The sequence below is a fragment of the Pseudomonas sp. FP597 genome (assembly GCF_030687435.1).
Taxonomy (GTDB): domain Bacteria; phylum Pseudomonadota; class Gammaproteobacteria; order Pseudomonadales; family Pseudomonadaceae; genus Aquipseudomonas; species Aquipseudomonas lactucae.
Genome location: NZ_CP117432.1, coordinates 943,938 through 969,790, shown reverse-complemented (window position 1 = coordinate 969,790; position 25,853 = coordinate 943,938). Strand labels below are relative to the sequence as shown.

The 25,853-nt window shown below is 54.7% G+C and carries 30 protein-coding genes, 1 pseudogene and 1 riboswitch; of the genes and pseudogenes, 26 read left to right on the top strand and 5 right to left on the bottom strand.

Annotated features, from left to right (window positions below):
- Positions 1 to 3 precede the first annotated feature (3 nt).
- The 20 genes from PSH66_RS04405 (at position 4) to PSH66_RS04310 (ending at position 15,725) form a co-directional block, all read left to right on the top strand.
- Positions 4 to 714, top strand: coding sequence for a methyl-accepting chemotaxis protein (locus tag PSH66_RS04405; RefSeq protein ID WP_305428439.1), 711 nt, complete (start codon positions 4 to 6; stop codon positions 712 to 714).
- A 10-nt stretch (positions 715 to 724) separates the two neighbouring features.
- Positions 725 to 1,507, top strand: a complete 783-nt coding sequence (locus PSH66_RS04400; RefSeq protein ID WP_305428438.1) for a TIGR03759 family integrating conjugative element protein — start codon at positions 725 to 727, stop codon at positions 1,505 to 1,507.
- Positions 1,492 to 2,049, top strand: a complete 558-nt coding sequence (locus PSH66_RS04395; RefSeq protein WP_305428437.1) for a lytic transglycosylase domain-containing protein — start codon at positions 1,492 to 1,494, stop codon at positions 2,047 to 2,049. The genes PSH66_RS04400 and PSH66_RS04395 overlap by 16 nt, the downstream gene beginning before the upstream one ends.
- The gene (locus PSH66_RS04390) at positions 2,046 to 2,549 is read left to right on the top strand and encodes an integrating conjugative element protein (protein WP_370694823.1); all 504 of its coding nucleotides are present in this window, start codon (positions 2,046 to 2,048) and stop codon (positions 2,547 to 2,549) included. The genes PSH66_RS04395 and PSH66_RS04390 overlap by 4 nt, the downstream gene beginning before the upstream one ends.
- 264 nt (positions 2,550 to 2,813) lie before the next feature.
- Complete coding sequence (traD, locus tag PSH66_RS04385; RefSeq protein ID WP_305428436.1) at positions 2,814 to 5,048, top strand: type IV conjugative transfer system coupling protein TraD; 2,235 nt, start codon at positions 2,814 to 2,816, stop codon at positions 5,046 to 5,048.
- A gap of 17 nt (positions 5,049 to 5,065) precedes the next feature.
- Positions 5,066 to 5,821 (top strand): TIGR03747 family integrating conjugative element membrane protein, encoded by a 756-nt coding sequence (locus tag PSH66_RS04380; RefSeq protein WP_305428435.1) that lies wholly within the window; start codon positions 5,066 to 5,068, stop codon positions 5,819 to 5,821.
- Positions 5,822 to 5,835: 14 nt separating this feature from the next.
- The gene (locus tag PSH66_RS04375; protein WP_305428434.1) at positions 5,836 to 6,147 is read left to right on the top strand and encodes a hypothetical protein; all 312 of its coding nucleotides are present in this window, start codon (positions 5,836 to 5,838) and stop codon (positions 6,145 to 6,147) included.
- Positions 6,148 to 6,304: 157 nt separating this feature from the next.
- A complete protein-coding gene (locus PSH66_RS04370) occupies positions 6,305 to 6,613 on the top strand; it encodes an RAQPRD family integrative conjugative element protein (RefSeq protein ID WP_305429573.1) in 309 nt (102 codons plus the stop codon).
- On the top strand, positions 6,610 to 6,849 hold the full coding sequence (locus tag PSH66_RS04365) for a TIGR03758 family integrating conjugative element protein (RefSeq protein ID WP_305428433.1): 240 nt from the start codon (positions 6,610 to 6,612) through the stop codon (positions 6,847 to 6,849). Before PSH66_RS04370 ends, PSH66_RS04365 begins: the two co-directional genes overlap by 4 nt.
- An 18-nt stretch (positions 6,850 to 6,867) precedes the next feature.
- Positions 6,868 to 7,206, top strand: a complete 339-nt coding sequence (locus tag PSH66_RS04360) for a TIGR03745 family integrating conjugative element membrane protein (protein ID WP_305428432.1) — start codon at positions 6,868 to 6,870, stop codon at positions 7,204 to 7,206.
- A gap of 12 nt (positions 7,207 to 7,218) precedes the next feature.
- The gene (locus PSH66_RS04355) at positions 7,219 to 7,599 is read left to right on the top strand and encodes a TIGR03750 family conjugal transfer protein (RefSeq protein WP_305428431.1); all 381 of its coding nucleotides are present in this window, start codon (positions 7,219 to 7,221) and stop codon (positions 7,597 to 7,599) included.
- Positions 7,596 to 8,249 carry a PFL_4703 family integrating conjugative element protein gene (locus tag PSH66_RS04350; RefSeq protein ID WP_305428430.1) on the top strand — a complete coding sequence of 218 codons (654 nt, stop codon included), beginning with the start codon at positions 7,596 to 7,598 and terminating at the stop codon, positions 8,247 to 8,249. The genes PSH66_RS04355 and PSH66_RS04350 overlap by 4 nt, the downstream gene beginning before the upstream one ends.
- The gene (locus PSH66_RS04345) at positions 8,249 to 9,142 is read left to right on the top strand and encodes a TIGR03749 family integrating conjugative element protein (protein ID WP_305428429.1); all 894 of its coding nucleotides are present in this window, start codon (positions 8,249 to 8,251) and stop codon (positions 9,140 to 9,142) included. The genes PSH66_RS04350 and PSH66_RS04345 overlap by 1 nt, the downstream gene beginning before the upstream one ends.
- Entirely contained in the window at positions 9,132 to 10,622 is a 1,491-nt protein-coding gene (locus PSH66_RS04340; protein ID WP_305428428.1) for a TIGR03752 family integrating conjugative element protein, read from the top strand. The genes PSH66_RS04345 and PSH66_RS04340 overlap by 11 nt, the downstream gene beginning before the upstream one ends.
- The gene (locus tag PSH66_RS04335) at positions 10,600 to 11,031 is read left to right on the top strand and encodes a TIGR03751 family conjugal transfer lipoprotein (protein ID WP_305428427.1); all 432 of its coding nucleotides are present in this window, start codon (positions 10,600 to 10,602) and stop codon (positions 11,029 to 11,031) included. Before PSH66_RS04340 ends, PSH66_RS04335 begins: the two co-directional genes overlap by 23 nt.
- Positions 11,031 to 13,994: a conjugative transfer ATPase gene (locus tag PSH66_RS04330; protein WP_305428426.1), complete on the top strand. Its 2,964-nt coding sequence runs from the start codon at positions 11,031 to 11,033 to the stop codon at positions 13,992 to 13,994. Before PSH66_RS04335 ends, PSH66_RS04330 begins: the two co-directional genes overlap by 1 nt.
- On the top strand, positions 13,991 to 14,290 hold the full coding sequence (locus PSH66_RS04325) for a hypothetical protein (RefSeq protein ID WP_305428425.1): 300 nt from the start codon (positions 13,991 to 13,993) through the stop codon (positions 14,288 to 14,290). The genes PSH66_RS04330 and PSH66_RS04325 overlap by 4 nt, the downstream gene beginning before the upstream one ends.
- Positions 14,287 to 14,913 (top strand): DsbA family protein, encoded by a 627-nt coding sequence (locus tag PSH66_RS04320; protein WP_305428424.1) that lies wholly within the window; start codon positions 14,287 to 14,289, stop codon positions 14,911 to 14,913. The genes PSH66_RS04325 and PSH66_RS04320 overlap by 4 nt, the downstream gene beginning before the upstream one ends.
- 280 nt (positions 14,914 to 15,193) lie before the next feature.
- Entirely contained in the window at positions 15,194 to 15,448 is a 255-nt protein-coding gene (locus PSH66_RS30055) for a hypothetical protein (RefSeq protein WP_370694822.1), read from the top strand.
- Between the two features lie 130 nt (positions 15,449 to 15,578).
- Complete coding sequence (locus PSH66_RS04310) at positions 15,579 to 15,725, top strand: hypothetical protein (RefSeq protein WP_179029968.1); 147 nt, start codon at positions 15,579 to 15,581, stop codon at positions 15,723 to 15,725.
- Between the two features lie 139 nt (positions 15,726 to 15,864).
- Here PSH66_RS04310 and PSH66_RS04305 read toward each other — a convergent pair whose 3' ends face one another.
- A complete protein-coding gene (locus tag PSH66_RS04305; RefSeq protein ID WP_305429675.1) occupies positions 15,865 to 15,990 on the bottom strand; it encodes a hypothetical protein in 126 nt (41 codons plus the stop codon).
- 70 nt (positions 15,991 to 16,060) lie between these two features.
- Between PSH66_RS04305 and PSH66_RS04300 the strand changes: the two are divergent.
- Positions 16,061 to 16,968: pseudogene (locus PSH66_RS04300) on the top strand (tyrosine-type recombinase/integrase).
- 57 nt (positions 16,969 to 17,025) lie between these two features.
- On the opposite strand, the gene tenpIN reads toward PSH66_RS04300, so the two are convergent.
- The 4 genes from tenpIN to PSH66_RS04280 all read right to left on the bottom strand — a co-directional run bounded on the left by tenpIN (position 17,026) and on the right by PSH66_RS04280 (position 22,291).
- Positions 17,026 to 17,496, bottom strand: coding sequence for a type III toxin-antitoxin system TenpIN family toxin (gene tenpIN / locus PSH66_RS04295; RefSeq protein WP_305428423.1), 471 nt, complete (start codon positions 17,494 to 17,496; stop codon positions 17,026 to 17,028).
- 255 nt (positions 17,497 to 17,751) lie between these two features.
- Positions 17,752 to 18,498 carry an A24 family peptidase gene (locus PSH66_RS04290; protein ID WP_305428422.1) on the bottom strand — a complete coding sequence of 249 codons (747 nt, stop codon included), beginning with the start codon at positions 18,496 to 18,498 and terminating at the stop codon, positions 17,752 to 17,754.
- Between the two features lie 305 nt (positions 18,499 to 18,803).
- Positions 18,804 to 19,247 (bottom strand): hypothetical protein, encoded by a 444-nt coding sequence (locus PSH66_RS04285; protein WP_305428421.1) that lies wholly within the window; start codon positions 19,245 to 19,247, stop codon positions 18,804 to 18,806.
- Positions 19,248 to 19,477: 230 nt separating this feature from the next.
- Positions 19,478 to 22,291, bottom strand: a complete 2,814-nt coding sequence (locus PSH66_RS04280; protein WP_305428420.1) for an SEC-C metal-binding domain-containing protein — start codon at positions 22,289 to 22,291, stop codon at positions 19,478 to 19,480.
- A 475-nt stretch (positions 22,292 to 22,766) separates the two neighbouring features.
- On the opposite strand from PSH66_RS04280, the gene PSH66_RS04275 reads away from it, so the two are divergent.
- From PSH66_RS04275 to PSH66_RS04255, 5 genes are all read left to right on the top strand, one after another.
- Complete coding sequence (locus tag PSH66_RS04275) at positions 22,767 to 23,090, top strand: DUF190 domain-containing protein (RefSeq protein ID WP_012723172.1); 324 nt, start codon at positions 22,767 to 22,769, stop codon at positions 23,088 to 23,090.
- Positions 23,091 to 23,185: 95 nt separating this feature from the next.
- Positions 23,186 to 23,258: riboswitch (Fluoride riboswitch) on the top strand.
- Positions 23,259 to 23,338: 80 nt separating this feature from the next.
- Positions 23,339 to 24,685: a voltage-gated chloride channel family protein gene (locus PSH66_RS04270; RefSeq protein WP_012723171.1), complete on the top strand. Its 1,347-nt coding sequence runs from the start codon at positions 23,339 to 23,341 to the stop codon at positions 24,683 to 24,685.
- Positions 24,682 to 25,047, top strand: coding sequence for a hypothetical protein (locus PSH66_RS04265; RefSeq protein ID WP_012723170.1), 366 nt, complete (start codon positions 24,682 to 24,684; stop codon positions 25,045 to 25,047). Before PSH66_RS04270 ends, PSH66_RS04265 begins: the two co-directional genes overlap by 4 nt.
- Positions 25,048 to 25,130: 83 nt before the next feature.
- Positions 25,131 to 25,454 (top strand): DUF190 domain-containing protein, encoded by a 324-nt coding sequence (locus PSH66_RS04260; protein WP_012723169.1) that lies wholly within the window; start codon positions 25,131 to 25,133, stop codon positions 25,452 to 25,454.
- 42 nt (positions 25,455 to 25,496) lie between these two features.
- Positions 25,497 to 25,763, top strand: coding sequence for a hypothetical protein (locus PSH66_RS04255; RefSeq protein WP_012723168.1), 267 nt, complete (start codon positions 25,497 to 25,499; stop codon positions 25,761 to 25,763).
- The last annotated feature ends 90 nt before the right edge of the window (positions 25,764 to 25,853 follow it).

Below are 25,853 nucleotides of genomic sequence, written 5' to 3'. Positions count from 1 at the left end.
CCCATGAACCTACCACGACCGACTCGAACCACTGTGATACTCAGCCTCTGCATCGTCGCTCTGACGGGCATGCTGGGCTATGAGCATCATCAACTCTCCCAACTCAGTATCAGCATGTCTACGACCGCTGATAAAGAGTCGCTCGATGCAATGCTGACGCGACTGAGTAAGGTCGATGAACGGCTTGACGCAGTGGATGGCAAGCAGTGGGTCAACAACGATGACTTCCGCTCCGGACAACAAGCCTTGTCGAATCGGATCGATGCGGCACAAGCGTATGCCAAGCAGGCAACCGAATCGGTGCAAGAGCTCTCAAGAAATGCTGCCTCTTCAGGCGAACTGGTGGTACTCAAGGCCAGCGTCGAAACGCTCGATGGCCGTGTTCACGAGTTGAGCCAATCCCAGATCAAGCAAGTTGCCGTCCCTCCCTCCAAACCCAAAACCGTCGCTCGCAAACCTCGACCTGCCCAGAAGCCCAGTACCAGCGTTGTTACACCGCAAACACCGCCCTTCACTGTCGTCGGTATCGAGTACCGCGGAGGTGAACGCTTTTTGTCTGTAGCCCCTCCTGGCAGCACGCAGTTGAACCAGATCTACCTAATTCGACCAGGTGATGCCGTGGCTGACACCGCCTGGCGCCTCAACGCTTTGGACGGTAGGTCTGCACGTTTTGATGTGGCAGGAACACCGCAAACTGTAACCGTCGCTCAATAGGACATAGCATATGTGCATCCCCAGCACCCTCCACTTGAAAACGAATGCGACGATCATCTCGCGACTCATTGCAGGCTTGGCAACTCTAGCAATTGCTTTGGGCTGCCATGCAGCCCCAGGACAACCAACCTCCATTTCGGATACACAGAACAGCCAAACCCAAAACTCCTCCCAAGGAGCCAACCAGACAGAACTCTCCCGTGAATGGGGGCTAACTCCCCAAGAGTGGACTCGCTATAAAACTGTGATGGAAGGCCCTCGCGGGATCTATTCGCCTGGTCTGGATCCTCTCACGGCACTCGGTATCGAAGCCAAATCGGAAGATGAGCGGCGACGCTATGCCGAACTTCAAGTGCAAGCTGAACGGAAACGAATAGATAAGGAACTTGCTTACCAGCGAGCCTATGACCAGGCCTTTTCCCGTCTCTACCCCAATGAAAAAGTCATCCAAATTTCATCGAATCCAACAACTGCTCCAGGCTCGAGCACGATCACTGCATTGAAAGGCACAGGACGATTAGCCGTATTTGTGCAAGACAGTTGCACCAGGTGTATTGCTCGGGTGACCGACCTTCAGGCTCAGAAACAATCCTTCGATCTGTACTTCGTTGGTAGCCAAGGGGATGACGAGACTATCCGCCGCTGGGCCATCCTGGCTGGGATCGAGCCAGCAAGTGTGCGCAGCCGCCAGATAACACTGAATCACGACGCCGGCCGCTGGCTCGGGCTTGGGCTCGGCGGCGAGCTCCCAGCTGTGGTGCGCGAGGTGAATGGGCAATGGCAGCGTCAGTAGTACGCGCAGTAATGGCTAGCTCTCTTCTGCTGGGCGCGGCGTTGGCCAACAGTGCGGAAGTCCCCCCACCGGCCTACCAATTGATTGCCTTGCCTGCCGGAGTTCCGTCCGAGGTGCTGTATTCCGTCGCGCTGCAGGAAAGCGGTACGCGGCTACGCGGCCAAATTGTGCCCTGGCCCTGGACATTGAATGTCGCCGGCGCAGGCTACAGGTTTGCGACCCGAAGCGATGCCTGCAGGGCACTTATGCTTGCGCTTCAGACCGCTGGTCCCAGTCGGGTCGACGTCGGCCTAGGGCAAACCAATATTGGTGCCAACGGACATCGTTACAGCTATCCGTGCGAAGGGCTGGATCCTTACAAAAACCTTACTGTTACAGCCCAAATTCTGGCCGAGCAGAAGGCCAAAGGCGGGGATTGGATCACGGCCGCTGGCCGCTACCATCGCCCGGCCGGGGGCGAACCTGCTGCCCGCTACCGCCGAGCATTTGCCCAACATCTCAGCCGTGTAACCGGCATCAACCTGATGGCGAATAACCCATGAGTAGACTGTTGAATGTAATGCTATTGCTGGGTTTGACCTCGCCGATATTGGCGCATGGCAGCCCATTGATCGTGGTGGAAGACCGTGGCGGGGTTTCAGCGCTGCCCTACTACCAGGATCTCGCACCCGAACCTGATAGCCACACCACCCAGCCCGAAGATATAGGGGTACGAGGGGTGGGATCTTTCCCCGTGCGCTCTGACCAACTGACACCAGGTCAGATACAGGGTCGAGTAATCAATGCGCCAGGCCTGCAACCCTTGTTCCTTGTGGGTGACGATGAAAGCTCAAGGGTTTGGCTATCGCAACGCCTCGAACAGCTCCAGCACCTGAATGCCGTTGGCCTGGTGGTCAACGTGATCAGCGCCGAGCGATTTGCCGAAGTGCAACGTTGGGGAAGCGGCCTTCAAATGGTACCGGCCCCTTCGGATGACCTGGCGCAACGTCTTGGAATCAAGCACTACCCGCTGCTCATCACTGCTACAGCCATTCAGCAATAGGGGGCCAGGGATGCCACCACCTCAGTCACTCACCGTAGTGATCAGACAACCTGAAGACCCGAGAACATGCCAACTCATCCTGGAGCAAGTGAGGTATGTGGTCTGGCTTTATGGCGGTCGTGTGACCTCGACAGAACCAGGTGATGCCATAGCAATGCGCTTGAAATTAGCTGATCGATTGGCTTCACACGAGATATCCCAAGAAAGCCAGGAGCTGGACAAACAGTTCCCATTGAAAACCCCTTAGCTATAGAAGGTCCAACCATGGCCGGTTCTTTCACCATTGAGGCATTGCTCCGTCCTGCCGTCGAGCTTTACACGGTCTGTGTCTGTGCCGCAGCAGCTCTGCTCTGTATTTTCGCGCCCTGGGCCTTTGCGATGACACCCTTATTTGGAGTGATTTCAGCCCTTGGTTTTTTGGGTCTTGGATATGTTCGCCTGAGACAAGCTCTGGTGGTGCTGCGATACCGTCGCAATATTCGGCGGCTCCCCCACTACACCATGACCAGTAAAGACATTCCCGTTAGCAATGAGCGACTGTTCATTGGTAAAGGCTTTCGCTGGAGTCAAAAACATACCCAGCGGTTGATGGACACTTACCTCCCCAAATATGCCGAATATATCGAGCCAACATCGATCTACAACTGGGCGCGGCGTATCGAGGAACGATTGGAGTTCGCTCCCTTCCCGCTCAAATTAATCGCCAAGGCCACATCTTGGGACGTTGCGATCAACCCAGCACGCCCACTTCCACCTGTTGGGGGCTTACCGCGCTTGCACGGTATAGAACCGAACGAAGGTGACGTCAGCTTGCCGCTGGGGGAGCGCGTAGGGCACTCCCTGGTACTGGGTACGACGCGGGTGGGCAAAACCCGCCTGGCCGAACTGTTTATCACCCAAGACATCAGGCGAACCCGCAGACGGCCCCGGCGGCGCGTGCAGATGGGACGCCGTGTTCAGCCTGTTCATCGAAGCCAGCGCAGCGTAGATAAAATTGATGAGATGAACCTTGATCGCGAGGTGGTGATTGTCTTTGACCCCAAAGGCGACGCCGACCTACTGAAACGCATGTACATAGAGTGCAAGCGTGCCGGCCGATTGGATGAGTTTTACGTATTTCATTTGGGCTGGCCCGACCATTCAGCGCGCTACAACGCGGTTGGCCGCTTTGGGAGGATCTCCGAGGTGGCAACCCGGATCGCCGGTCAACTGTCAGGGGAAGGCAATTCCGCTGCGTTCCGTGAGTTCGCCTGGCGGTTCGTCAACATCATTGCACGCGCCCTCGTGGCCCTCGGACGTCGGCCGGACTATGAGCAGATCCTCAAGCATGTGACCAACATCGATGCGCTATTCATCGAGTATGCACAGAAGTACTTTGCTGAACATGACCCCCGGGCCTGGCTAGCTATCGTCGATCAGGAAGGGAAGATCGATCGCAAAAATCTCAGCTTCGCCATGAAGGATCGTCCGCTACGTGTGATCGCATTGGACCAGTACTTGACTCAAAAGCGTATCTCCGACCCTGTGATGGAGGGGCTGCGATCAGCAGTGCGCTATGACAAGACCTATTTCGACAAGATTGTTGCCAGCCTGTTGCCGCTGCTGGAGAAGCTGACCACTGGGCGAATCGCTGAACTGCTGTCACCTAACTACATGGACCTCGAAGACCCACGCCCAATCTTCGATTGGATGCAGGTCATCCGCAAACGGGCAGTTGTCTATGTGGGCCTGGACGCGCTGTCCGATACAGAGGTAGCGGCAGCCGTTGGTAACTCCATGTTCAGCGACCTGGTTTCGGTTGCGGGTCACATCTACAAATTCGGTATCGATGACGGGTTACCCGGAGCGGCCGTAGCCGGTACCAAGGTTGCGATAAACGTCCACGCTGACGAATTCAACGAACTGATGGGCGAAGAATTCATCCCGATGATCAACAAGGGTGGCGGCGCCGGCATGCAAGTAACCGCCTATACCCAGACAATGAGCGACATTGAAGCGAAGATCGGTAACCGGGCAAAAGCTGGCCAGGTCATCGGTAACTTCAACAACTTGTTTATGCTGCGTGTACGCGAGACCGCAACTGCCGAGCTGCTGACGAATCAATTACCCAAGGTTCAAGTGTTCACCAGCACACCGGCCAGCAGCGCCAATGATGCGATCAACGGCAAAACTGCCTTCACCTCTAACACCCATGACCAAATCCAAAGCGTCAGCGTGCCGATGATTGAACCGGCACACGTCGTTGCACTGCCCAAGGGCCAATGTTTTGCCCTAATCGAGGGCGGCAATCTTTGGAAGATTCGTATGCCGTTGCCTGCGAATGATCCCGATGAGGTCATGCCTAAAGACCTTCAAGCACTGGTCGAAGGGATGCGAGACGGCGCAGGAAACAACAACGAGTGGTGGCAGGCGCCAGGTTATCAAGCTTTGGGTGAATCTTTGCCGGACGACCTGATTGAAGACTTCCGGCAGATGGCCAATGACGGCAAAGCCGCATAGGCTTGGGGGAATAGGCCATGGCCGATATTGCGGAAAAAGCCCAACAGCAGCAGGAAGGGCAAAAGTCCTTTCTAGGCATGATGATCTCAGCGCCCTTTCACTTCCTGGGGATGATGTTTGGCTCACTACTGGGCGCCATTCTCGTTGAGTGGTTGTGCATGTACGTGTTCTGGCCGGATGCTGGATGGAAGCACGCCCAGCAGATGTTTGAGCATGAGTTGAGCTGGTTGTCCCAAGACTTGTTACATAGCGTTGTCATCAAAGAACCGGGGCGCACCGCAACCTGGCTGGCAAAAACGACCTATGACTGGCTGATGGTTAAAAGCGGCCTGCAAGACAGCATTAACACATTGACCGAATACGCACGCTCCACGTCGCCTCAGCAAGCCGGCACGTTCAATCTGCGCTACGAACTCGGTCGGGTGATGATCAAATTCCAGGACTATGGTTTGGCCACGCTTTATACCGTGCTCACTTTTTGCGTACGAATGGTCATCCTGACACTGACAATCCCACTGTTTGCACTGGCGGCTTTCACGGGCCTAGTGGATGGCCTGGTTCGACGTGATCTGCGCAAGTTCGGTTCCGGCCGCGAGTCGAGCTACCTGTATCACAAAGCACGCGGAACAATTATTCCGCTAGCCATCGTGCCATGGACGATCTATCTGGCCATCCCCATCAGTATCAGCCCACTTTTGATTCTCTTGCCCTGTGCGGTGCTTTTGGGCGTGTCCGTCTTCATCACCGTCTCAAGCTTCAAGAAATACCTTTAATTGAGGACATCACCATGGGCCATCAGAAATTTGAATACCACACCGAGTTCTCCCCGTTTCAGTACATCGTCCGAACCAAAAAACTTTTCATGTTCAAGTCCGAAGAACCCACCACTGAGCCCGATACTCAGGGGTTTCTGGAGGACCCTGAACGTCAGCAGCGCCTTTCGCAACTGGGCAGCGATGGCTGGGAACTGATCAGCGTTCAACCCGTAGTCAGGGGTGAAGTCCAGATTGGCAATCAAAACGCCCAGAGCTGGGCCTACGGCATGGCATTGCCAACCGGCTACCTTCTTTTCTTCAAACGCCCAATCTCCAGAGAATGAGGGTTTAGTTACCGCATGAAGAAATCCTAACACCCCGGAATATGGTTTTCTTGCGGCGACTCTAGATCGATCACGGCAAGCTGACGGCAACAGGAATGAATTGAGCCCAGCCGTGATCCAGACCCTGCGCCTCCCCGAACTTACTTGCCGACTTGTACTGACAGGACTGATCTCAATTTCCGGGATCGGCCTGTCAGCCTCCCAAGCGGTAGCTGCTTCTGCCTCCGAACAAGCCAACCTGGACGTGATGATCCGCCAGTTGAACGCCTTGGAGGACACAGCACGTCGTAGCGCTCAAGTAGCTGACGAACCGGGCAAACGGTACTTCTTCGACTACCAGCGTTTGGCGGGTGATATCGCCCGGATCCGACATGGTTTGGAGGGTTATTTGACCCCAAGCCGAGCCCAGCCTCGGGATCCAGCGGAGCTATCGGGTCAATACACCACCGAAGGTCGCAAGCCATGAGTATGAACGGCGCTCAGGCGTCTGCCTTTCAAGCTGCGAGTGGTTTTCCGGCCTCGTCGAGCTACCTATTTTTCGTCGGCGTGTCCGTGGCCATCATTTTCGTGTGGGGGGCCTGGGCCGTCTGGAGCTGCTACCGAGGATGGGCCACTGGCAACCTTGACCGGACGATTGCTTCAACCTCATTGGTTCGCATCCTGCTGCTTTGCATGATCCTCACCACCTTTGTACTCAGTTGATCGTATTGGAGACTCATCATGAATTTGCTTCAACAAACACGCTACATGCTGATTGGCATGCTTGCTCTTCCGCAACTGTCCATGGCTGCCCTTCCACAGTCCCAGCCTCCGACTCGAGGTGAGGGTTCTAACCTGATGCAGACCATGCAGAACTACGCCTTTGACGGCATGTCCCTGCTCGGCCTCATCATCTGCGCCGTTATCTTCTGTGGAGTTGCGTGGCATGCCTTCGGCGTTTACCACGAGATCCAACTCGGCAAAAAGAAATGGGGTGATCTAGGAGCAACGGCCGCTGTCGGTGTGGCCATCCTGGGTGTCGCCATCTTCCTGATCACTAAGGCAACTACCATTCTTTAAAGAGCCTTGGCCATGACAGAACTCTCTGACGACGGAACGCTTATATTCCTACCGGTACGATTGAACAATCAGCCAGTCATCATGGGCGGTCTCACCGCCGATGAGATGTGGGCCACCTTGGCGATCAGTTCCGGCACCGGGCTGATTGTAGGCGTTCTGGCAGCGATCCTGACCCATATCTGGGCGCTTATCATTGCCACTGCCATGCTCTTCACGATCCTCGGACTGACCCTATCCAGCCGTTTTTTACGGCGTTGGAAGCGCGGTCGACCTGACACCTGGCTATATCGCCAGATGCAACTGAACCTCGCACGATATCTTCCGACCTGGAACAAGGCCCACCTGATTACACGCACGGGTGCGTGGACCTGCCGTAGAACGGGGGCTCAATGACTTACCGAAAAAAAGTGGACGCACAACTGTCCCATATCAACAGCCTGCGCTTGGTCATTGGCCTGCTGATTGCCTTGGGTCTGTACATGGCATACGGCTGGCAGAGCGCACCGCGTGATTTGACTATCCATGTACCGCCAGACCTCCGGTCGGGCAGCACCCGTCAGTGGTGGGATATCCCTCCAGAGTCTGTCTATGCCTTCGGTCTGTATATCTTCCAGCAAATGAATCGTTGGCCCGTCGACGGTGAAACCGACTACGAAGACAACATCGCCCGTTTGGGTGGCTACCTGACGCCCAGTTGCAAAGCTTATCTGCAAAAAGACTTCGAACTGCGCCGCAACAGTGGGGAGCTGCGCAAGCGCGAACGTGGGGTCTTTGAAATACCAGGTCGAGGCATAAACGATACCTCCGAGCAGCATATCGAACAGCACAGCATTAATGACTGGACGGTGAACCTGGATATCACCGCTGACGAGCACTACGGCGGGGAACGCGTTAAGCGAGCGCTGGCTCGTTATCCCTTGCACATCATTCGTTCCGATGTTGACCCCGAAAAGAATCCCTTTGGCTTGGCTTGGGACTGCTACAGCGGCAACCCTCAGCGCATCGAAGTCTCCGCTGAACCTGTCCGGTCAGGAGGTAAATGATGATGCGCCGGCTGCTGATTATCGGACTGCTCATGCTCAACTTCTGCGGGACGGCCAGAGCCGTTGAGATTTTACGCTGGGACCGAATTCCACTGGCAGTGCCCTTGATCGTCGGCCAGGAACGCATTGTTTTTGTCGACCATAATGTTCGAGTGGGTCTGCCCCGGAACCTGGTCGATAAACTGCGCGTACAGAGCACTGGAGGCGCACTGTACCTGCTGGCCAAAGAACCCATACCTCCGACTCGCCTGCAGCTCCAAAATATGAGCAGTGGCGAAATCATGCTGGTGGACATCATTGCAACAGAAGGCAAACCAAATCAGGCCGCGGCCGAGCCTGTAAAAATTGTTTCCGGTGAAGGTCCCTCGCCTCGCTACGGTCAGGCCAGCTTAAAGCCGACGAGCAGCCGCGCTCCGGCCCCCACTTCGGAGCCCAACGTTCAAGACGAAGATCCGCCGACTCAGCGCCGTGAGACGCCTTTGCCTGTGGTCATTACACGCTATGCCGCGCAGATGCTCTACGCCCCTCTGCGCACCGTGGAGCCTGTGGACGGTATCGCCCAGGTCAATCTCAAGCGGGGCCTGAACCTCACCACGTTGCTGCCGACGTTGCCGGTCGAGACCTCTGCATTAGGAGCATGGCGCTTAGACGACTACTGGGTGACGGCAGTGAAACTGCGCAACACCAGCACCCAGCACCTTGCGCTGGACCCTCGGGAACTGATGGGAGACTTCATCACGGCGACGTTTCAGCACCCTTACCTCGGCACCAAGGGTGATGCAAGTGACACCACAACGGTCTATCTGGTGACACGCGGCCATGGCTTGGCCGAATCGTTACTGCCGGTGGCCGTCAGCCAGATTGATCCGAAAGGAGGTCGCCGTGAAGAGTAATCCCCTGGTCAAATTCCTGGTCATCCCTTTCGCGATCCTGGCGTTATTCATGGTGGTCAAACTATTCAGTAAGGACAGTTCTGAGAAAAAGGCCCAGGCTCCAGAAACGCTCGTGCTCAGTACGGGTGAAGCCAAAAAGCTTGGCGTTGACGGCGATACCCCCGGCGACACGCTGCGCACCATCGTAGTGGAAAGCAGACAGCTCAAAGACCAGGTCTCCAATGCGTTGAAGAACAATGATGAGCTGAAGCAACAAAACCAGGAGTTGCAAAGACGCCTTCAGTCGATCAACGACAATGTTGACAGCAAGCTGCAAAACGTCCAGCAAACAATGAAACAGGAGTCACAACAACAAAGCCAGACCATCCTGGATACGCTGCAGCAGCAATACAACACCCTAAGCAGCAAATCAGTTGGCAGCAATCCATCTGGATCGGATTTGCCGATCGGATTCGGCGTACAGCCAGGTGATGGGCAAGACTTCAAAGGAGCGCCTGGACCGGATGTTGTATGGATCGAGCCGCAGGACGCTACCCCTGTCGATATCAATGGGAAGCCTATTGCTGCCGGCTCCAATCAAACCGCCTCGAGATTCAACTTCCCAACCTCCTTCGGCGAGTCAGTAGACCGAGGGCAAAATGCTCTTCGTACGGGTGCCCAGAACGTCTCGAACGAGATCTCGCCACAGGAGGCCCGCAAACAGGTACGCAAGGTCTACACGCTGCCACAGAACTCCACATTGATGGGTTCGGTGGCCATGTCCGCGCTGATCGGCCGGGTACCCATCGACGGCACGGTCAACGACCCCTACCCCTTCAAAGTACTGATAGGCCCGGACAATCTGACCGCCAACGGTATTGATTTGCCCGACGTCGCCGGCGCCGTGGCCAGCGGAACAGCTTCCGGCGACTGGACCTTGTCTTGCGTACGCGGGCAGATCAAAAGCCTGACCTTTGTTTTCAACGACGGCACTGTGCGCACGCTGCCACAGCCCCAAGAGGAAACGAATGGCAGTCAGAACAGCAATAACCAGAACAATGGCTACCAGAACACCATACAGGGAGGCCTGGGCTGGATCAGCGATGCCTACGGTATTCCGTGCATAAGTGGCGATCGTAAGAGCAACGCCTCGCAATACATCGGTTCCCAGGTACTGATTACCGCGGCCGGAGCCGGCGCTGCCTCCCTCATCAAATCGGACGGAAACAGCAGTTCATTTATAAATCCGCAGTCCGGGACCATCGGTTCAGTTGGCGGCTCAGGCAGTGACGCAATGGGCAAGATCATTGGCCAAGGCGTCAATGATGTGTCCAGTTGGGTGAACAAGCTCTATGGGCAAGCCTTCGCGGCAGTGTACGTGCAGCCCGGGGCAAAGGTAGCGGTGCACCTGGATCAGCAGCTGACCATCGATTACGAACTCCAAGGCCGCAAGGTCAACTATCGCTCAGGAGCCCGTCATGCCTCGACTTCGCTTGACTAACTGCCGCCTCAAATTAGGTGCATACATCGTCATCTCACTCATTGCCTCGGGCTGCTCTACTAGCAAGGACGAGCTACTTCCCCATGGCGACAACACGATGATGGACGTTTGGGATCAAGGCGCCAGTGGTTCAGGCAATAGTACGAGTAGCCGCCAGTTGCTCGATGCGCGCCAAGACCTCCGTCGACCTCTAGAGGCGGGTGAAACAGACAACGCCAAATTCACCCGTACAGCCCAAAACGAGATCTACAGCCAGTTCAAGCGTCTGCCCAACCCCGACCTGGTGATGTATGTGTTTCCTCACCTGGCAGGCTCGGATCCAGCACCGATCCCTGGCTACACCACAGTATTTCCACTGTACCAACGCGTGCAATACGCCATGCCCGGTGAACGCACGGAGGCCTATTAATGAGGTTTTTTGAGCGGTTTAAAACACGACGTGGCTCAGACCGAGTCGAGCCGGATCTCGCCGCTAATGCTACCGAGCACGTCGACGTGCTGGCATCGGGGACTGAATCTTTTGAGGCGGCGACTGAACGCTATTTCGCACGCCTGGCTGCCATGGGTGTTCCCTCGCCGAGTGATTGGCGTAACCCAAAGAAAAAACCTGCCACTACCGCTGACGTCGACCGCATGTATGACGTGAATCCCTCATTTGTGGATCTTCTGCCGTGGGTGGACTATCTGCCGGCGGAAAAAGCCATGCTGCTGGAAGACGGCGTTTCTCGTGCCGCATTCTTCGAGCTGATACCAATTGGAACCGAAGGTCGAGATCCCGAATGGTTACGTAAAGCCAGGGATGCCCTGGAAAACGCCCTTCAAGACTCTTTCGATGAGCTGGAAACCTCTCCGTGGGTCGTGCAGTTGTACGCACAAGATGAAACCAGTTGGGACAATTACCTGCAGCAGTTGCACGACTATATCCAACCCCGGGCGCAAGGCAGTGACTTCACCGAGCTGTACTTGAAGCTGATCAAGCAGCACCTCGAAGCCATTTCCAAGCCAGGTGGGCTGTTTGAAGACACCAAGGTCAGCCAACTGCCTTGGAGGGGCCAGCAACGCCGTGTCCGCATTGTCATCTACCGACGCACTCAGGGGTCTCAGGCTGACGTGCGCGGACAAGCACCGGCCCCCTACCTGAAAATCATCTGCGATCGCCTGGTAGGCGGCCTGGCGAACGCCGGCATAAAGACCCATCGCATGGATGGTCACGCTATACGTCACTGGTTGATTCACTGGTTCAATCCACGGCCTGACCATCTCGGCCCTACAGACGCTGATATCCGCCGTTTCTATGAGGTGGTTTGCAAGCAAGTGCCGGCAACAGAGGAAGGCGAATTACCGCTGGCCAGCGGAACCGACTTTTCGCAAAACCTGTGTTACCGCGAACCGCTCTCGGACACTGAGAAAGGCTTGTGGTACTTCGACGGTCTGCCCCACCGCGTGGTGATGCTCGATCGCCTACGCGAAGCGCCCAAGACAGGACACCTGACCGGTGAAACACGCAAGGGTGGTGATGCGCTCAACGCGCTGTTCGATAAAATGCCAGAGGACACCATTCTCAGTATCACCCTCGTGATCACTCCGCAGGACATCCTTGAAGGCCACTTGGAACAGCTCTCACGCAAGGCCGTTGGTGATACCCAGGCGTCGATCCTGACCCGCGAAGACGTTGCTGTCGCACGCCAGTTGCTTGGCCGCAAGCACAAGCTGTATCGAGGCAGCGTAGCGTTTTACCTACGCGGGAAAGACGACTTGGAGTTGCAGGAGCGCAGTTTGCAACTGAGCAGTGCCTTGCTGGGAGCGGGTATGGAACCCGTGGAACCTCGGGATGAGGTAGCACCCTTAAACTCGTACCTCAGATGGTTGCCCGGCAATTTTGATCCCAATGAGCGCAAAGCCCTGGAGTGGTACGCGCAACTCATGTTCGCTCAACACATTGCGAACCTGGCTCCCGTCTGGGGACGTTCAACCGGAACCGGGCACCCAGGCATCACGCTGTTTAATCGTGGGGGAGCGCCGATAACCTTCGATCCGCTGAACAAGCTGGACCGCCAGATGAACGCGCATCTGTTCATCTTCGGCCCCACGGGTTCAGGAAAGTCAGCCAGCGCAACGAATATCCTTAGTCAGATCGTTGCCATCTATCGGCCGCGACTGTTCATCGTTGAAGCCGGCAACAGTTTTGGTCTGCTGGGTGACTTTGCCAAGAAGCTCGGTTTGACGGTTAACCGTGTCCGGCTTGCACCAGGATCAGGGGTTAGCTTAGCGCCCTTCGCCGATGCTGAAAAACTCATTGAGCCCACCGCAAACGTCAAAACTCTCAAGGCTGATGACATCGAGGCCTCGGACGAACACCTGGCAAGCCAAACCGAAGACGAACAGCGCGACATCCTGGGAGAGATGGAAATTACAGCCAGGCTGATGATCACTGGCGGTGAGGATAAAGAAGATGCGCGCCTTACCCGGGCTGATCGCAGCGCCATCCGCCAATGCATTCTCAATGCGGCACAGAAGTGTGTCGCTGAACAACGCATTGTGCTTCCCGAAGACATCCGTGAGGCACTGCGAGAGATGGGGCATGAACCGGGTATACCGGCTGCTCGAAGCTCACGCTTCCTGGAGATGGCTGAAGCGTTATCCATGTTCTGCATGGGCACCGAAGGCGACATGTTTAACCGCCCAGGTACACCATGGCCAGAAGCGGATATCACCATTGTGGACTTGGCCACCTATGCCCGAGAAGGCTACAGCGCACAGATGGCCATCGCCTACATTTCGCTGCTCAACACGGTCAACAACATCGCAGAGCGGGACCAATTCAAAGGCCGTCCCCTGATCTTCTTCACCGACGAAGGCCACATCCAGTTGAAGGTTCCACTGCTGTCCCCCTACTCCGTCAAGATCACAAAAATGTGGCGAAAGCTGGGAGCCTGGTTTTGGATGGCCACTCAAAACGTTGACGACGTGCCACCAGAGGCCTCGGCCCTGCTCAACATGATCGAGTGGTGGATCTGCTTGAATATGCCGCCTGATGAGGTGGAGAAGATCGCACGCTTTCGTGAACTGACCCCCGCTCAGAAGTCGATGATGCTGTCCGCACGCAAAGAAAGCGGGAAGTTTACCGAGGGGGTAGTGCTATCCAAAAGCATGGAAATGTTGTTCCGGGTGGTTCCGCCTAGTTTGTACCTGGCCCTGGCCATGACAGAACCGGAAGAGAAGAAACAACGCTACGACATCATGCAGGCCACAGGTTGCAACGAGCTCGACGCAGCCATTGAAGTTGCCGCAACGCTAGACCGCTATCGCGGTATCGAACCTCACATCATTACTTTTCCCGAGCAAGTAACGGCCTTGGAGCGCCACGTATGAGAACACTGAATTCTTTGACCCAGAACCTGATTGAAAGTCTGACCCAGTTGCTTGAACAACCTGGTGAGGATGCTCTACAGGCTCTGGAGGTTTGCGCCCCCGTCCTGATAGAAGAACTGCAACAGGTTTTGATACGTGCGGTAGATCGTCGTGACATCGAGCACCAGCTTCAAACAGCTTTAGCCAACTGGTTTCGACAGCACCCTCAGCCCGAGAGCGCTGAACACGCCCTCCTTGAAGCACTGCGTAAACAAGCACTATTGTCACCGAAGTCCGCGGCCGAGCGCCACACATGATTCGGTATATGGGGGTAGTGGGTTTTCTAGCATTATTTTTGTTTACTGTCGGTTTTGACGTCCTCAAAAGCGAGATGCAAACACGACAACATTCAGGCCCTTGGACGTTCGGGCAGATAAATGCTCGCTGGACTGTGACTGAGTTTGCGGATATGGAATGTCCGTACTGCAAGATCTATACACCAGCTCTGAAGGCCTGGGTCCAAAAGCAGAAGAACGTAAACCTGCAGTGGCACCACCTGCCACTGGATTTCCACGGTTCGGCCGCGATTCACGAAGCCAGAATCGTTGAATGCGCGGGAGAGTTGGGCGGCGTGTCAGCTTTCTGGCAAGCCGTCGACCAGGTCTTTGAGCAAACCCGTAGCAATGGCATAGGCTTCAATGGTCAGCTGGACATAAGCCATGTCAATCGCCAAGCGCTAATGGACTGTGCCGTTAACAATAAGCAGATTTCTCTGCGCATCAGCCGGCAGGCAGAAGAAGCCATAAAGTCCGGGGTCACAGCGACACCGACCGTGCTGATTAGAGACAACAAAACAGGCAGGTCTCTAAAACTGGAAGGTCCTGCCGATGATGTGATGTTGCTGTCGGCAATTGACTTGTTGATACAAAAAAATAACTAGCTCCGCACCATATTTGCACTACCGAGTAGCACGGCAGACGACGACACCTCGTGTCAGGTGTCAGGTGAATACCGTATCTGTACAAATTTTGCGATGACCTGCACGCCCGCTTCGATGGACTAGTACATTTGTACTATTGTTTGATAATCAAAGTTCGCAGAATGTAATCCACACCTATTTCAATAGGTAAGAGTCTGCAATCTCAACTCAAGATATATAAAATATGACATAGAGAATCTTCAATGCATTTTGGCGTGAAAAACCAAGAGGACTGAACAAGATGAAAATAATTTCCACGCTTGACCTGCTGTTCGTTGCGATCATGGGCACTTCGCCGGCTGCTTTCGCCGCCGACCTGGTCGATGTGTCCAAACCTCCCAGCCAGGTTGCCCAAGGCGCGACCGCGCCGGTTAGCCTGCAGGCGGAGCACGGTAGCGACTACGGTCCGCTGATCGCCTGCGGCACCGGGGGGTCATCCTCGGTCCGAGGGTTGGAGGAAGTGGGGGGTAGCTGCTCAACCTCCGTCCGAGGTTGAACGCGGCGGCACGACTCTGCGATATGTCCCTCGGGATTAAGTGTCTGCTCTGCGAGGATCAGTCACGCGCTTGCGAATTATTGGATTACTTTTAGGCAAGGTACGAGCAATTTCGCTCAGGGAGAGACTTATGAAACTGCGCTATGTCTTTTTTTCCGCTCTGTTAGCTTTTTGCTTCGGCGCTAATGCATCGGCTGCCGGCAAAAATCCTTTCACTCAGCCATGTCGTGCAGATGATGGCTGTACTATTCCTTATGTTCACTGGGAAGAGGGTTAATTTGCAAGGTATCTAACCCGTGCAGAATCCTGTCCCATCCAGCAGTTTTTTGCCTCGGCCAGCTCCGGCCGAGGCAACCCCTTGCAACCCCCCTTCACCAGGTTGGCCTGCGCTGATTGATCTGGCCCACTGCCGGCCGTTAACACACCTCCAATGCGGCGATGAACAGCGCGACCTGGAACAGCAACGCTGGCAGCACCAGGTACCGGAACCGGCACACGAACGCGCCCAGAGCAAATACGCGGAATGGGTCGCCGCTGAACACGCCGCAGGGCGCCCGGCCGGGCCGGAAGTTCGATGAACGAGCTGATCTCCCCGGCGCCGGCGAACGACGCCTGACCGCCACCGAGTTCCAGCCGCTGGCCGCTGTGCCGGCGGCCGTGGAATGGTTTGCCAATATCGACGCACCCGCCCGCCGATCAAAACGACCTGGAAGACTTCTGCAGCTTTGTCGGACTTACCGGCGCCGATGAGTTCCGCTTGGTCACGCGTGCGCACGTCCTCCCCTGGCGCGACCAGCTGGAAGCCAGAAACCTGGCCGGGGTCACGATCCGGCGCAGACTGGCGGCGCTGGCCAGCCTGTTCGACCACCTCCTGGAGCACAATGCCTTCGCCTGCGGCAACCCCGTGCACTGCGTCAAATGGCCCCCGGTCGAAACGATGAGGGCAAGACGCCGGCGCTGGCTGACCAACAGGCCAAGGCCCTGCTCGATACGCCGGATCCAGACACCCAGAAAGGTCGACGCGACCGGGCGATTTTGGCGGTACTGCTGTACCACGGCCTGCACCGTGAGGAAGCCGCGCAGCTGATGGTAGGGGATCTGCAGGAACGCCGAGGCATTAAGCACCTGCGGGTGAGAGGGAAAGGGGGAAGACGCGGTATTTACCGCTGCACCCGGTCGCCGCCGAGCGGATCTATGCGTACTTGGAGCGCGACACCGACCGCTCGGCGGGCAACGGCCCGCTGTTCCGCTCGATCCGGGGCAAAACCACCGGGGCCAGCGTAACGGGTAACGGGATTTACGCAGTCGTGGCTCAGTGGGCCAACGCCGTGGGGATCGAGGTGGACGGCCTGGGCGTGCATGGCCTGCGGGCCACGGCCGCGACCAATGCCCAGGAACATGACGCCGATATCGCCAAGGTCCAGGTGTGGTTAGCGCATGCCAATATCAGCACGATGCGGATCTATGATCGGCGCGACCAGCGTACGGAGGATTCACCCAGCTACAAGGCGAGGTACTGACAGCTCGGTGCGGGCTTGTGAAGCATGCCACCAAGGGGGGCAAGTCATCGAAGTCGCTTACCCTGGAACGTCTCCAATTCCAAGCTCGACGTGATAGTTAACCAGGGTACTGAATCGGTATTCGCGCTGCAGAACCATGGAAGCCGGATCTTCCGAGGCGTATTTGACGTACCGCTCGACATACTTACTGAACTGTTTTCCGATGATGTGCTCCTTATCTCGGAGTTTTTTGATCTCATCGTTTGGGATCTGAAACGGTACGTTGGAAACGTAATCCGCCTTAGCCAAGAGCACGGCCTTGCTGTAGTCCAGGCCCTTCCTATCTTTCGTTATAAAGCAGTGTTTGTTTCCCTTCCAAATATGCGACCTCAGGGGGATACCAAACGTTAGGCCATTCAACTCGATAATTACGATACCGTATCCGCGGGTCTTTCCTGAGGCGTCCCAATGCGCGCCTGTCTTGTCTAGAACCTCGACGAGATGAGTATTCTCATCGTAAAAAAGTGCTTCGAGTTTCCTAAGTAGCATGCTATTCATCTTTCCCTGGATAAAAAAAAGCCCTTCAAGGGAAGGGCTTTTATCGTGCTTTCTGTCTGGAGATTTCTTTTTTTAACGTGGGGATCATCCTTCCACCACAGCTTTCGGTTTGGAGATTTCTTTTTTTAACGTGGGGACTCTCCTTCCACCACTCACGGGGTAAAAGATACGGGCTAATTGACAATTTGTCAATTGTGTCCGGAGACCTCACTGACCCAGGAGACGAAACGCTGATGGCCACACTGGTCAGATCGGAGGCCAATCCGGCGTATACAACAACGCGAGCCATCCCGCGCCGGCCAAAAACGGACCAAAGGGGATAGGGGTTGTACGGTCGATTTTGCTCGATGCGATACCCGCGCAGACGACCAGAGTTACCGCGAGGGTAGACAGCATCAAAACGACTGGCAGTATCTGCAAACCACCCCAAGCGCCGAGCATGGCCATCAGTTTCAAATCGCCTTGGCCCATCCCTTCACTGCCGCTGATCATCTTGAACAGACCGCGTATGAACCACAGCAGCAGATAACCACCCACGGCCCCCCATACCGCATGGGACAGCGTAGTGAACAGTTCGAAGCTGTTCAGAATCAAACCCAGCCATAACAGCGGCAACATCAGCAGGTCTGGCAGCAACTGGTGATCGAAGTCAATCAAGCTCAGGGTCAGCAATCCGCTGGCCAGTACTAAGGCAGCAAATGTTACGGGACCATCCTCATAGTGCAGCGCTGCCCAGGTCGACAGTAGCCCCATAGCCAACATCGTAATGCAGGTCCGTAGAGTTATGGGTCTAGCGCGAAACAGCAGAAAGGAATTGGGCAGGCGTTCGGTGGCTGAGTCTTGTACAAGCATCTGATCGGCATCCAATCGCCATTGAGTTTCTAGATAAGCCGGAATACCTACAACGAGCGCGCTGATAGGTACTCCGGCTAGAAGGCCAACCACGGAAAGGCCGATCGTTCGTGAGTCGTACACCTGAATGTCCTTGATCATGTAACTGCATTGGTAAAGCGATCAGTGACTGTCCCCGGCCAGCTTAATAGTGCTGGTTACGTAGGGCTGCTTTCGAGGCATCCCGCTCGATAGCGTCCTGAGAATTGAGGATCGGGTACGAGCCGCTCAAGCCAGAATCGCTCACGACCGCTTTGCTGCACCTGGTGCATTCGTGAATGCAGTAACCAAGCTTGCCGTCAGGGTGGTCATGGGCGATTTGGAAGTTGTGTCGGCCTAGCATGCACAGAATCTTCATAGCGTTTTCCGTTAGCTGGTTGGGTCGATCGAAGGGCACTCAGGAAACCTCAACTGGCGGACGCGCCTTCCTTCGCAAACAAGGCGTGTATGTGGGCAAGGTTGATCGCCCGACAGAGATCAACAGCACGACCTTCTACACTGGTCACATCACCAGCTCGCACGCCCGGAAGCTTTTCACCGTCGATCCACTCCTCCTCCTCCACAATCGTCGTGTAGCGTGCCATGTAGTCCGCAATATCGCTGACGTCCAACTGGTGAGCCCCCGCATGGGCCACCGCATCGGCGTAGTGAATGAGGTTCCAGCCAAATCGTTCTTCAAATCCAGCCACGCGCACAGCTAATGGGTCAGCAATGGTCAAATGCGGGGCGTTATCGAGGATGAGCTTGCGTATCCACTCGGCAGTTTTCATCCCTGCGCTGATGGCGGCAAACTGTATACGCTGCGTCTCAAGTGCATTAAATCGTAGAGTTGGTTTGTACTCTGTTGACATATTCTCGTACCTCAGGCGGCTAGCCGGCAAATGCCGGCATCAATGCGTGAACAGTGCCGGCATTTGCCGGCGCTGTCAATGCCTGTTTTCCGGGTGGTTTTAACGCAAAAAAGTAAAGGAGTGGATCTGTCATGGACCTACGTTCGACCCGTATGCCTTGACGTCAAAAAACCGACTAGCGGCACTCATCAGTTAAGAAAAGCTCAGCATGCCGGGGAAAATTACGCCTGTCAGGAAATAGCTCCGTGACAAACGGAAAAGGTTTTTCCGGACCCGCAAGGGCAGTCTGCTGATCCATTCTCGACCACTACGCGTGGAAGAATCCCATCTATTCGAAATGCGTGAATCGTTTTGCAGTTATGGATGATTTTGAGCTGAGTCTGAATTTCTTGCCGTTGTCTTTCTGTGAACCCAGACGAATAGGGCATTAGTCTCGCCATCTCAGCGTCGGCAGCATCAAACTCTTCGCAATAGGCTAAGAACACAGCGTATTGGCTTCTCACGCCGATCGCTTGATCTACCATGCCGTGATCTCCCAATAACGGCAGCAGGGCCTTCTCAATCACTAGCTTGGCGTGGGTGAAGCGGCCTCGGGCGGAAAGATCATCCGCTAGGTCTTGGCCCACCCGGATCTGTGAGTCAATTGCGCCCACCATCTCGTAGAGTATCAACGCGCCATACCTGTAAACCAGTTGCTCAGGATCCGTGTCGCTAAATAGCTTTGCCCGAAGCTCTAATGCGTCAGCAAGGCGCTTGATATTATCGCTAGCATTCCGCTTCCCGACTCTTTCCCAGAGCTGTTTAGGATTGAGTTTACGAATGTCTGACAGGTCAAATCCCAGGATTGCGAAATATTCGTTTATGACAGGGTTCAGCATCCGTAACGTATCTTTGGTGTTTCCAAGCTGCCAGAATGAATTGGCTGCATTGTATTGCAGTACTCGCCTTTCAACTGGCTTGTCTGGAAGCAACTCCTTTACCCGGGCAAAGCTCTCAAGCGCCAAATCGCCACGGCCAAAGAGTGCGTGGTGTTGCATCAACTTCATGTGGTAAGTGACCTGAATTTCACTATCCAGCGCGTAATCCGAGATGAGCTTTTGCATTTGGTCGAATCGATCGGCGAGGTTTCCATGCCGCCCGTTTTTTACATCCGAGAAAACCAACCCATCCAAAGCCCAAAACCGTTGTGTGGGTTGAATTTCTGGGGAGAGCGCAATTTGGTCCAGGTATGTTAAAAACTCAATGTTTGGGCCCATCTCATGGAACAATTCTTCTCCAGCAAACTGGATGATGGTCTCTACATCCTCCAGCTGGAGTAATACAGAAATCAAGGTTGCTAAACGAGAGGGTTCTCGCCGTACGCTCAGGTACTCAAAAAGTATGCTTTTGAGATGTTGCAGGGCATTAGCTGTGACTGCTGGATCAAGCGTGTGCAAATGCCGGCGACCTAGCAGCCTCAGAGAGTCATGGATCTTTAACTGATCTGCATCGATAGACTGGAGAATCCCTTGAGCACGCAATGTTCTTAGCAGAGATAGCGTTTGCTGTTTGGTCGTGCCTACGCTGACGCTCATCAAATTGCAGACTTCTTCCCTGGTAAGGCCAACATCTACAAGGCTCCAAACTGCTAGGACGTTACGTGTCGCTTCGGAAAGGGAGTTGAATAACCTTGAGAGAATAATCTCTTGAGCGGTCTCGTCGACGTTGCTTTGTTCTGATACCTCTGAGCAAAGCTTTGCCAGATCGCCCCTGTAATGCGTCTTGGAGAGCCTTAGAGCGCTTTGTACATAGAGAGGAAGCCCTGCGGTAAGCGAGCTGAGTTTCCTGAAGGTGTTTGCACTTCCCTTCACGCCTAGGTGTTGGGCCTCCGCAGCGATTGAATCAACATCCCACCCTAGAAGGATTTCTTGACTAACCCCAAGTAAAGCCGCTATCTCTTGCACCGCAGGGCCAGGCTGGCAGAGCAAAATGAATTTCAAATGCTTGGTGCTTTCTACTAAAGCGCGAAGGCTGTCAACGGGAACGCGATGAGCGTTGTCCAGCACCACCAGGGCCGACAGATTCTGATGACCTATGTGTTCATCAAGCACTTGAAGCGATTCGTTCCCTGTACTGCCTATGGTGAGAACTTTTCTTATTGCCGGACTACTTGGATCGAGAACTAGTGGTGCCAACTCTCTAACAAGCGATGAAGCTATCGCGGGGCCAGGCAGATCCCCAACATCGTAGTAGGCACAAGTGCTAGTTGAGTGCATGGCTGATTCTGAAGCCCAGGATGTTTTCCCCGAGCCTGAAAAGGCGCAGATTATTCTGATGCGATCAGCGTTTTCGATGGGCGGCTCATTTCTTTGCGGGCGGTACACAGCCGGCGGGCTTGGAAATGCCTGCATTTTAACAATGAGCTGGTCGAACAAAGTCTTCAAATCAGCAGTTTTGAAAGTATGGGTCGAGTAAGGCGCGGTGCCACTGGACGCTAACTGCACACAGCCAGCCAACTTCCACACAAGTGATTCTGGTAAGATCAGGGTGTAGGGCAGTGTTGCTGCGAGCTGGGCGCACCACTCAGTCGCTTGATCAATACTGCTCCAAGCAGGAGGCAACGACTGCGGCACGCGACCCTCTAAACCTGGCCATATTAATTTCACATCCCCAGACATCTCGCCGGATTGGACGGTTTGAAGCAGCGCAGGGCCTGGTGGTTGATTCATTACAACAAAGAACTGGGCTTTGCCTCGTCTAAGGCCTGCATCATGATCTGCACGCAATGTATCGAATCGCTTTAGCGCATCTGCAATGTCGCTAGGAATTATCGGCTTAATTCGGGTTTTGACCTGGACGTAAGTCCGCCCCTCATGTTGAAGCTCGATATCTTCGTCTCGCTCAACAGAAACAGAGCTAATCCCATGTTTATCTGCAAGCAGGAGACAGCCAACGGCATAGAGGTGCTGGTAAAGGTAGCCACGATGGACTGCCTCAATTCGCGTGGTTTGCAGGGGATCAAGAGCAGGGGGTAGATTGTCAATCAAGTCCGTTTGAGGTGGCAATGCGTAATTCCTTTTTGATCAATTTGCGTGGCTGTCGACTTTGCGGAAAGGTGGCCTACAGACATCTCGATGATATCCCATGGACTGCGTTGGCAGTGTGCCACTATTGCCACCATGGGTCACCGCCGGCATGCCAATAAACAAGGCTGCGGGTGATTGCTTAATGTTGGCCTATGGTTAAAACCAAGCCCGGAACGAAATCTAATTGTTTTCTCGTTCTTTTAGTCAAGACACGGCTGTGGCGGGCACCCAGTGAATTTTTTTTACAATGCAGGTATGCGATGTGTCAGCCGATGTTGCGTGAGCATGTGGGCAATTGCATGAACTTGACCAGCCATTTGCATTCGACTTGACCAGTCGTTTGCATCCGACTTGACCAGTGCGCATGATGCCAGTGTGAATCCTGCCCGGGTGGCAATGACGGCTGCCGGGCTTCTGTCCTATCAAATAATCAGCACGCGCTTAGGAGAGGAACATGAAAGGTTTTCTGGTGACTTTCTTTACTCAACAGAATCGTCGCTATCAGGGAAAGATGCTCGGCGACTGGATCGTTGATTTGGCGAAAGAAATGGGACTGCGGGGTGCGACTCTGTCCACAGGTATCGAAGGCTTTGGGCATACCGGCCGGCTGCATTCCTCGCATTTTTTTGAACTAGCGGATCAGCCTACCGAAATTCGTATGGCCATTACCGAGGACGAATCTGTGCAGTTATTCAAGCGATTGGAGCTTGAAGATATCTCGTTATTTTACATAAAAACCCCAGTTGAGATGGGCTTCGCCGGAACAGAAGTCACCTAGTCTGGCCTGCTTTCATAAGCGGTGACTCGAAGACGCCTACGCTTGCCTCGTGCTCCGAAACACGATTTTACATTTTGGACAGAGCTCGCTAAGATCGGCTCATTGGAGATGGCATTCCTCCATTAACCAACCGCTGTGCCCGTAGCAGCTGATGATGCCTACAGAAACCTGATCAACCAGGTCTGTAGGCGTTCGCGCCCAGAATCCCCTTTTTGGTCAGGCCCACTTACATTTTTGTGGCTGGCCAAATGTCTAAATTTCGACGACCTGAACAACTCGACTTACTGCCCTATATTGCGAAATGGCTTGCGCTTGCTGGTCTTGTAGCTCTTTTGGCAGGCTCTGCCTCTGCGTTATTCCTCCTTTCTTTGGATCATGCCACCCAGTGGCGAGAAGCCCATCCCTGGGTGCTCTGGCTCCTGCCAGTTGCTGGCTTTGCCGTGGGACTTGCGTATCACCTGATAGGCAAACCAGTTGATGCCGGAAACAACCTGATCATCGATGAGATCCACGATCCTAAAAAGACTATTCCCTTGCGCATGGTGCCGATGGTGCTAATCGGAACCGTGGTTTCCCACCTCTTCGGTGCATCTGTGGGACGTGAGGGAACGGCGGTGCAGATGGGCGGCGCTCTTGCGGATCAATTGACGCATGTCTTTCGGCTACGCCGCGAAGATCGCCGGGTGATTCTCATGGCCGGTATCAGTGCTGGCTTTGCGTCCGTCTTCGGCACCCCTCTTGCCGGGGCTTTGTTCGGACTTGAAGTGTTGGCCATCGGACGCATGCGTTACGACGCGCTTTTCCCTTGCGTGGTTGCGGCAATCGTTGCTGACCAGGTGGGGAAAGCCTGGGGAGTGGTTCATACGCATTACGTCATTGGCGAAGTGGTTCCCGTGCAGCTCTGGAGCGTCATGGCTGTGGTCGCCGCTGGGATTATCTTCGGCCTCACTGGCCTGCTATTCGCGACGACCACCCATAAGCTAGGGGCTTTCGTTAAACGACTTATCTCCTATTCGCCATTACGACCATTCGCCGGCGGCCTTCTGATCGCAGTGGCAGTGTGGGCGCTTGGTAGCAACCATTACACCGATGTCGATAAGTACATCGGACTGGGGATTCCGAGCATCGTCCAATCCTTTCAAATGCCAATGGCTCCTTGGGACTGGCTTGGAAAGATGTTGTTCACCGTTGTCTCCCTGGGGACTGGATTCAAGGGCGGCGAAGTCACTCCGCTGTTTTACATTGGAGCCACCTTGGGGAACGCGCTAGCGCCCCTCTTACATCTTCCCTTCGGCATGCTGGCTGGTATCGGTTTTGTCGCTGTCTTCGCTGGTGCAGCTAATACGCCACTGGCAACCATTGTCATGGCCATGGAGCTCTTCGGGCCTGAAATTGCTCCGCTTGCAGCCATTGCCTGTATCGCAAGTTACCTCGTATCCGGGCATACCGGGATCTATCACGCCCAGCGCGTCGGTCACAGCAAGCATCACCGTCCTCTGCCGAAGGAAATCCGGCTCTCCGATATCAAGCAATTTCATGCTCAAAGTGAATCCGCCAGCGAGCGCAAAGTGACTTTTATTGGGGAAGAGAAATGACCGAACATCGCCAAGATCGCCTGACAGCTTTGCAGCTCTATTTCCCTGGCGCTAGTCGGGCTCGAGTTACAAATTTCTGGCATCACCTGAGTGCGCCCGCACTTGCCCAACACCTTCTTAAAGTCGCGCAGAAAGCCAAGATTGATCAGGTCATGCTCAAACCGATTTCTGCGGGCTATTTGACGGGCCATCGCATTTCCCATCATCACCCGGAGCTTGGTGATATGCGTCATCCGCAGTGTCTGGAATTGCTGGATACAGAGGTCAAGCTGCGCACCTTCCTGCGCGACCACGCTGACGAGTTGCGCAAGGTGCGAGCAGTTCTTCTCTTATGCGAGTTACCGCTCAGTGAAGCCTTGTAATTCAGTTCGAAGAAACAGTTCGCAAATGAAGAGGCATAGCCGACTAACCGTTGGTCGCTCTCGCCACATTAGAGGATGTTGCCATGAATGGCTTTCAACTGACGTTTTTCACTGAACAGAGTACCAACTACCAGCATCTTCCACTCGGGGAGTGGCTGGTTGAGTTCGCCAAACGAGAGGGCATGTTGGGAGCGACGCTGGTGAGCGGTACGGAAGGCCTGGATCATTTAGGACATTTGCATACCGCGCATTTCCTCAGCGGTGCTGATCATCCGGTCACAGTGACGATATCCACTGATGAGCCCGGGTGCGAGAAGTTGCTGGAAGCATTGGCCAAGGAGGCGTTTTCGCTGAGCTTTATCAAATTGCCCATCGAGTACGGTCGAGTGGGCCAGGCGAAAAGCTGAAAACCACGGTTTGTTGGACAACCAGTAAAAAGGATAAACGCCATGTACCGAATTTATAACCTGCGTCCACAGCCAGCCCCCGTCAACTGGGCTCGTGACAACAGGCCGCTCCTCGTAGGACTGGTTTTTTGGGCGCTTTTTTTGGCGGGCATTGCAGGCAGCCAAAAGGTATCGAGCGAGGGTTGGTACATCGTCACCTCGCTCGAAGGCGCCTTGGTCACGATGCGCATGCCCAGTGAGAAATCCTGCAAGGCAGACGTGACCATCACCTGCGTACCTGGCTACGAGCTGAGAGCACAGCAACGTTGAACGTTACGAGCGCGATGGTGGTGGGCAATCCAAAGATGAGATTGCGAAATGGAACTCACCGACGTCGGCTCATCAAAACCACTTTAGAGA

What these genes read in the sequence shown, in the direction of transcription:
- PSH66_RS04405 (WP_305428439.1), top strand. Translation starts at nt 4, where the DNA reads ATGAACCTACCACGACCGACTCGAACCACTGTGATACTCAGCCTCTGC.
- PSH66_RS04400 (WP_305428438.1), top strand. Translation starts at nt 725, where the DNA reads ATGTGCATCCCCAGCACCCTCCACTTGAAAACGAATGCGACGATCATC.
- PSH66_RS04395 (WP_305428437.1), top strand. Translation starts at nt 1,492, where the DNA reads ATGGCAGCGTCAGTAGTACGCGCAGTAATGGCTAGCTCTCTTCTGCTG.
- PSH66_RS04390 (WP_370694823.1), top strand. Translation starts at nt 2,046, where the DNA reads ATGAGTAGACTGTTGAATGTAATGCTATTGCTGGGTTTGACCTCGCCG.
- traD (WP_305428436.1), top strand. Translation starts at nt 2,814, where the DNA reads ATGGCCGGTTCTTTCACCATTGAGGCATTGCTCCGTCCTGCCGTCGAG.
- PSH66_RS04380 (WP_305428435.1), top strand. Translation starts at nt 5,066, where the DNA reads ATGGCCGATATTGCGGAAAAAGCCCAACAGCAGCAGGAAGGGCAAAAG.
- PSH66_RS04375 (WP_305428434.1), top strand. Translation starts at nt 5,836, where the DNA reads ATGGGCCATCAGAAATTTGAATACCACACCGAGTTCTCCCCGTTTCAG.
- PSH66_RS04365 (WP_305428433.1), top strand. Translation starts at nt 6,610, where the DNA reads ATGAGTATGAACGGCGCTCAGGCGTCTGCCTTTCAAGCTGCGAGTGGT.
- PSH66_RS04360 (WP_305428432.1), top strand. Translation starts at nt 6,868, where the DNA reads ATGAATTTGCTTCAACAAACACGCTACATGCTGATTGGCATGCTTGCT.
- PSH66_RS04355 (WP_305428431.1), top strand. Translation starts at nt 7,219, where the DNA reads ATGACAGAACTCTCTGACGACGGAACGCTTATATTCCTACCGGTACGA.
- PSH66_RS04350 (WP_305428430.1), top strand. Translation starts at nt 7,596, where the DNA reads ATGACTTACCGAAAAAAAGTGGACGCACAACTGTCCCATATCAACAGC.
- PSH66_RS04345 (WP_305428429.1), top strand. Translation starts at nt 8,249, where the DNA reads ATGATGCGCCGGCTGCTGATTATCGGACTGCTCATGCTCAACTTCTGC.
- PSH66_RS04335 (WP_305428427.1), top strand. Translation starts at nt 10,600, where the DNA reads ATGCCTCGACTTCGCTTGACTAACTGCCGCCTCAAATTAGGTGCATAC.
- PSH66_RS04330 (WP_305428426.1), top strand. Translation starts at nt 11,031, where the DNA reads ATGAGGTTTTTTGAGCGGTTTAAAACACGACGTGGCTCAGACCGAGTC.
- PSH66_RS04325 (WP_305428425.1), top strand. Translation starts at nt 13,991, where the DNA reads ATGAGAACACTGAATTCTTTGACCCAGAACCTGATTGAAAGTCTGACC.
- PSH66_RS04320 (WP_305428424.1), top strand. Translation starts at nt 14,287, where the DNA reads ATGATTCGGTATATGGGGGTAGTGGGTTTTCTAGCATTATTTTTGTTT.
- PSH66_RS30055 (WP_370694822.1), top strand. Translation starts at nt 15,194, where the DNA reads ATGAAAATAATTTCCACGCTTGACCTGCTGTTCGTTGCGATCATGGGC.
- PSH66_RS04310 (WP_179029968.1), top strand. Translation starts at nt 15,579, where the DNA reads ATGAAACTGCGCTATGTCTTTTTTTCCGCTCTGTTAGCTTTTTGCTTC.
- tenpIN (WP_305428423.1), bottom strand. Translation starts at nt 17,496, where the DNA reads ATGCTACTTAGGAAACTCGAAGCACTTTTTTACGATGAGAATACTCAT.
- PSH66_RS04290 (WP_305428422.1), bottom strand. Translation starts at nt 18,498, where the DNA reads ATGATCAAGGACATTCAGGTGTACGACTCACGAACGATCGGCCTTTCC.
- PSH66_RS04285 (WP_305428421.1), bottom strand. Translation starts at nt 19,247, where the DNA reads ATGTCAACAGAGTACAAACCAACTCTACGATTTAATGCACTTGAGACG.
- PSH66_RS04275 (WP_012723172.1), top strand. Translation starts at nt 22,767, where the DNA reads ATGAAAGGTTTTCTGGTGACTTTCTTTACTCAACAGAATCGTCGCTAT.
- PSH66_RS04270 (WP_012723171.1), top strand. Translation starts at nt 23,339, where the DNA reads ATGTCTAAATTTCGACGACCTGAACAACTCGACTTACTGCCCTATATT.
- PSH66_RS04265 (WP_012723170.1), top strand. Translation starts at nt 24,682, where the DNA reads ATGACCGAACATCGCCAAGATCGCCTGACAGCTTTGCAGCTCTATTTC.
- PSH66_RS04260 (WP_012723169.1), top strand. Translation starts at nt 25,131, where the DNA reads ATGAATGGCTTTCAACTGACGTTTTTCACTGAACAGAGTACCAACTAC.
- PSH66_RS04255 (WP_012723168.1), top strand. Translation starts at nt 25,497, where the DNA reads ATGTACCGAATTTATAACCTGCGTCCACAGCCAGCCCCCGTCAACTGG.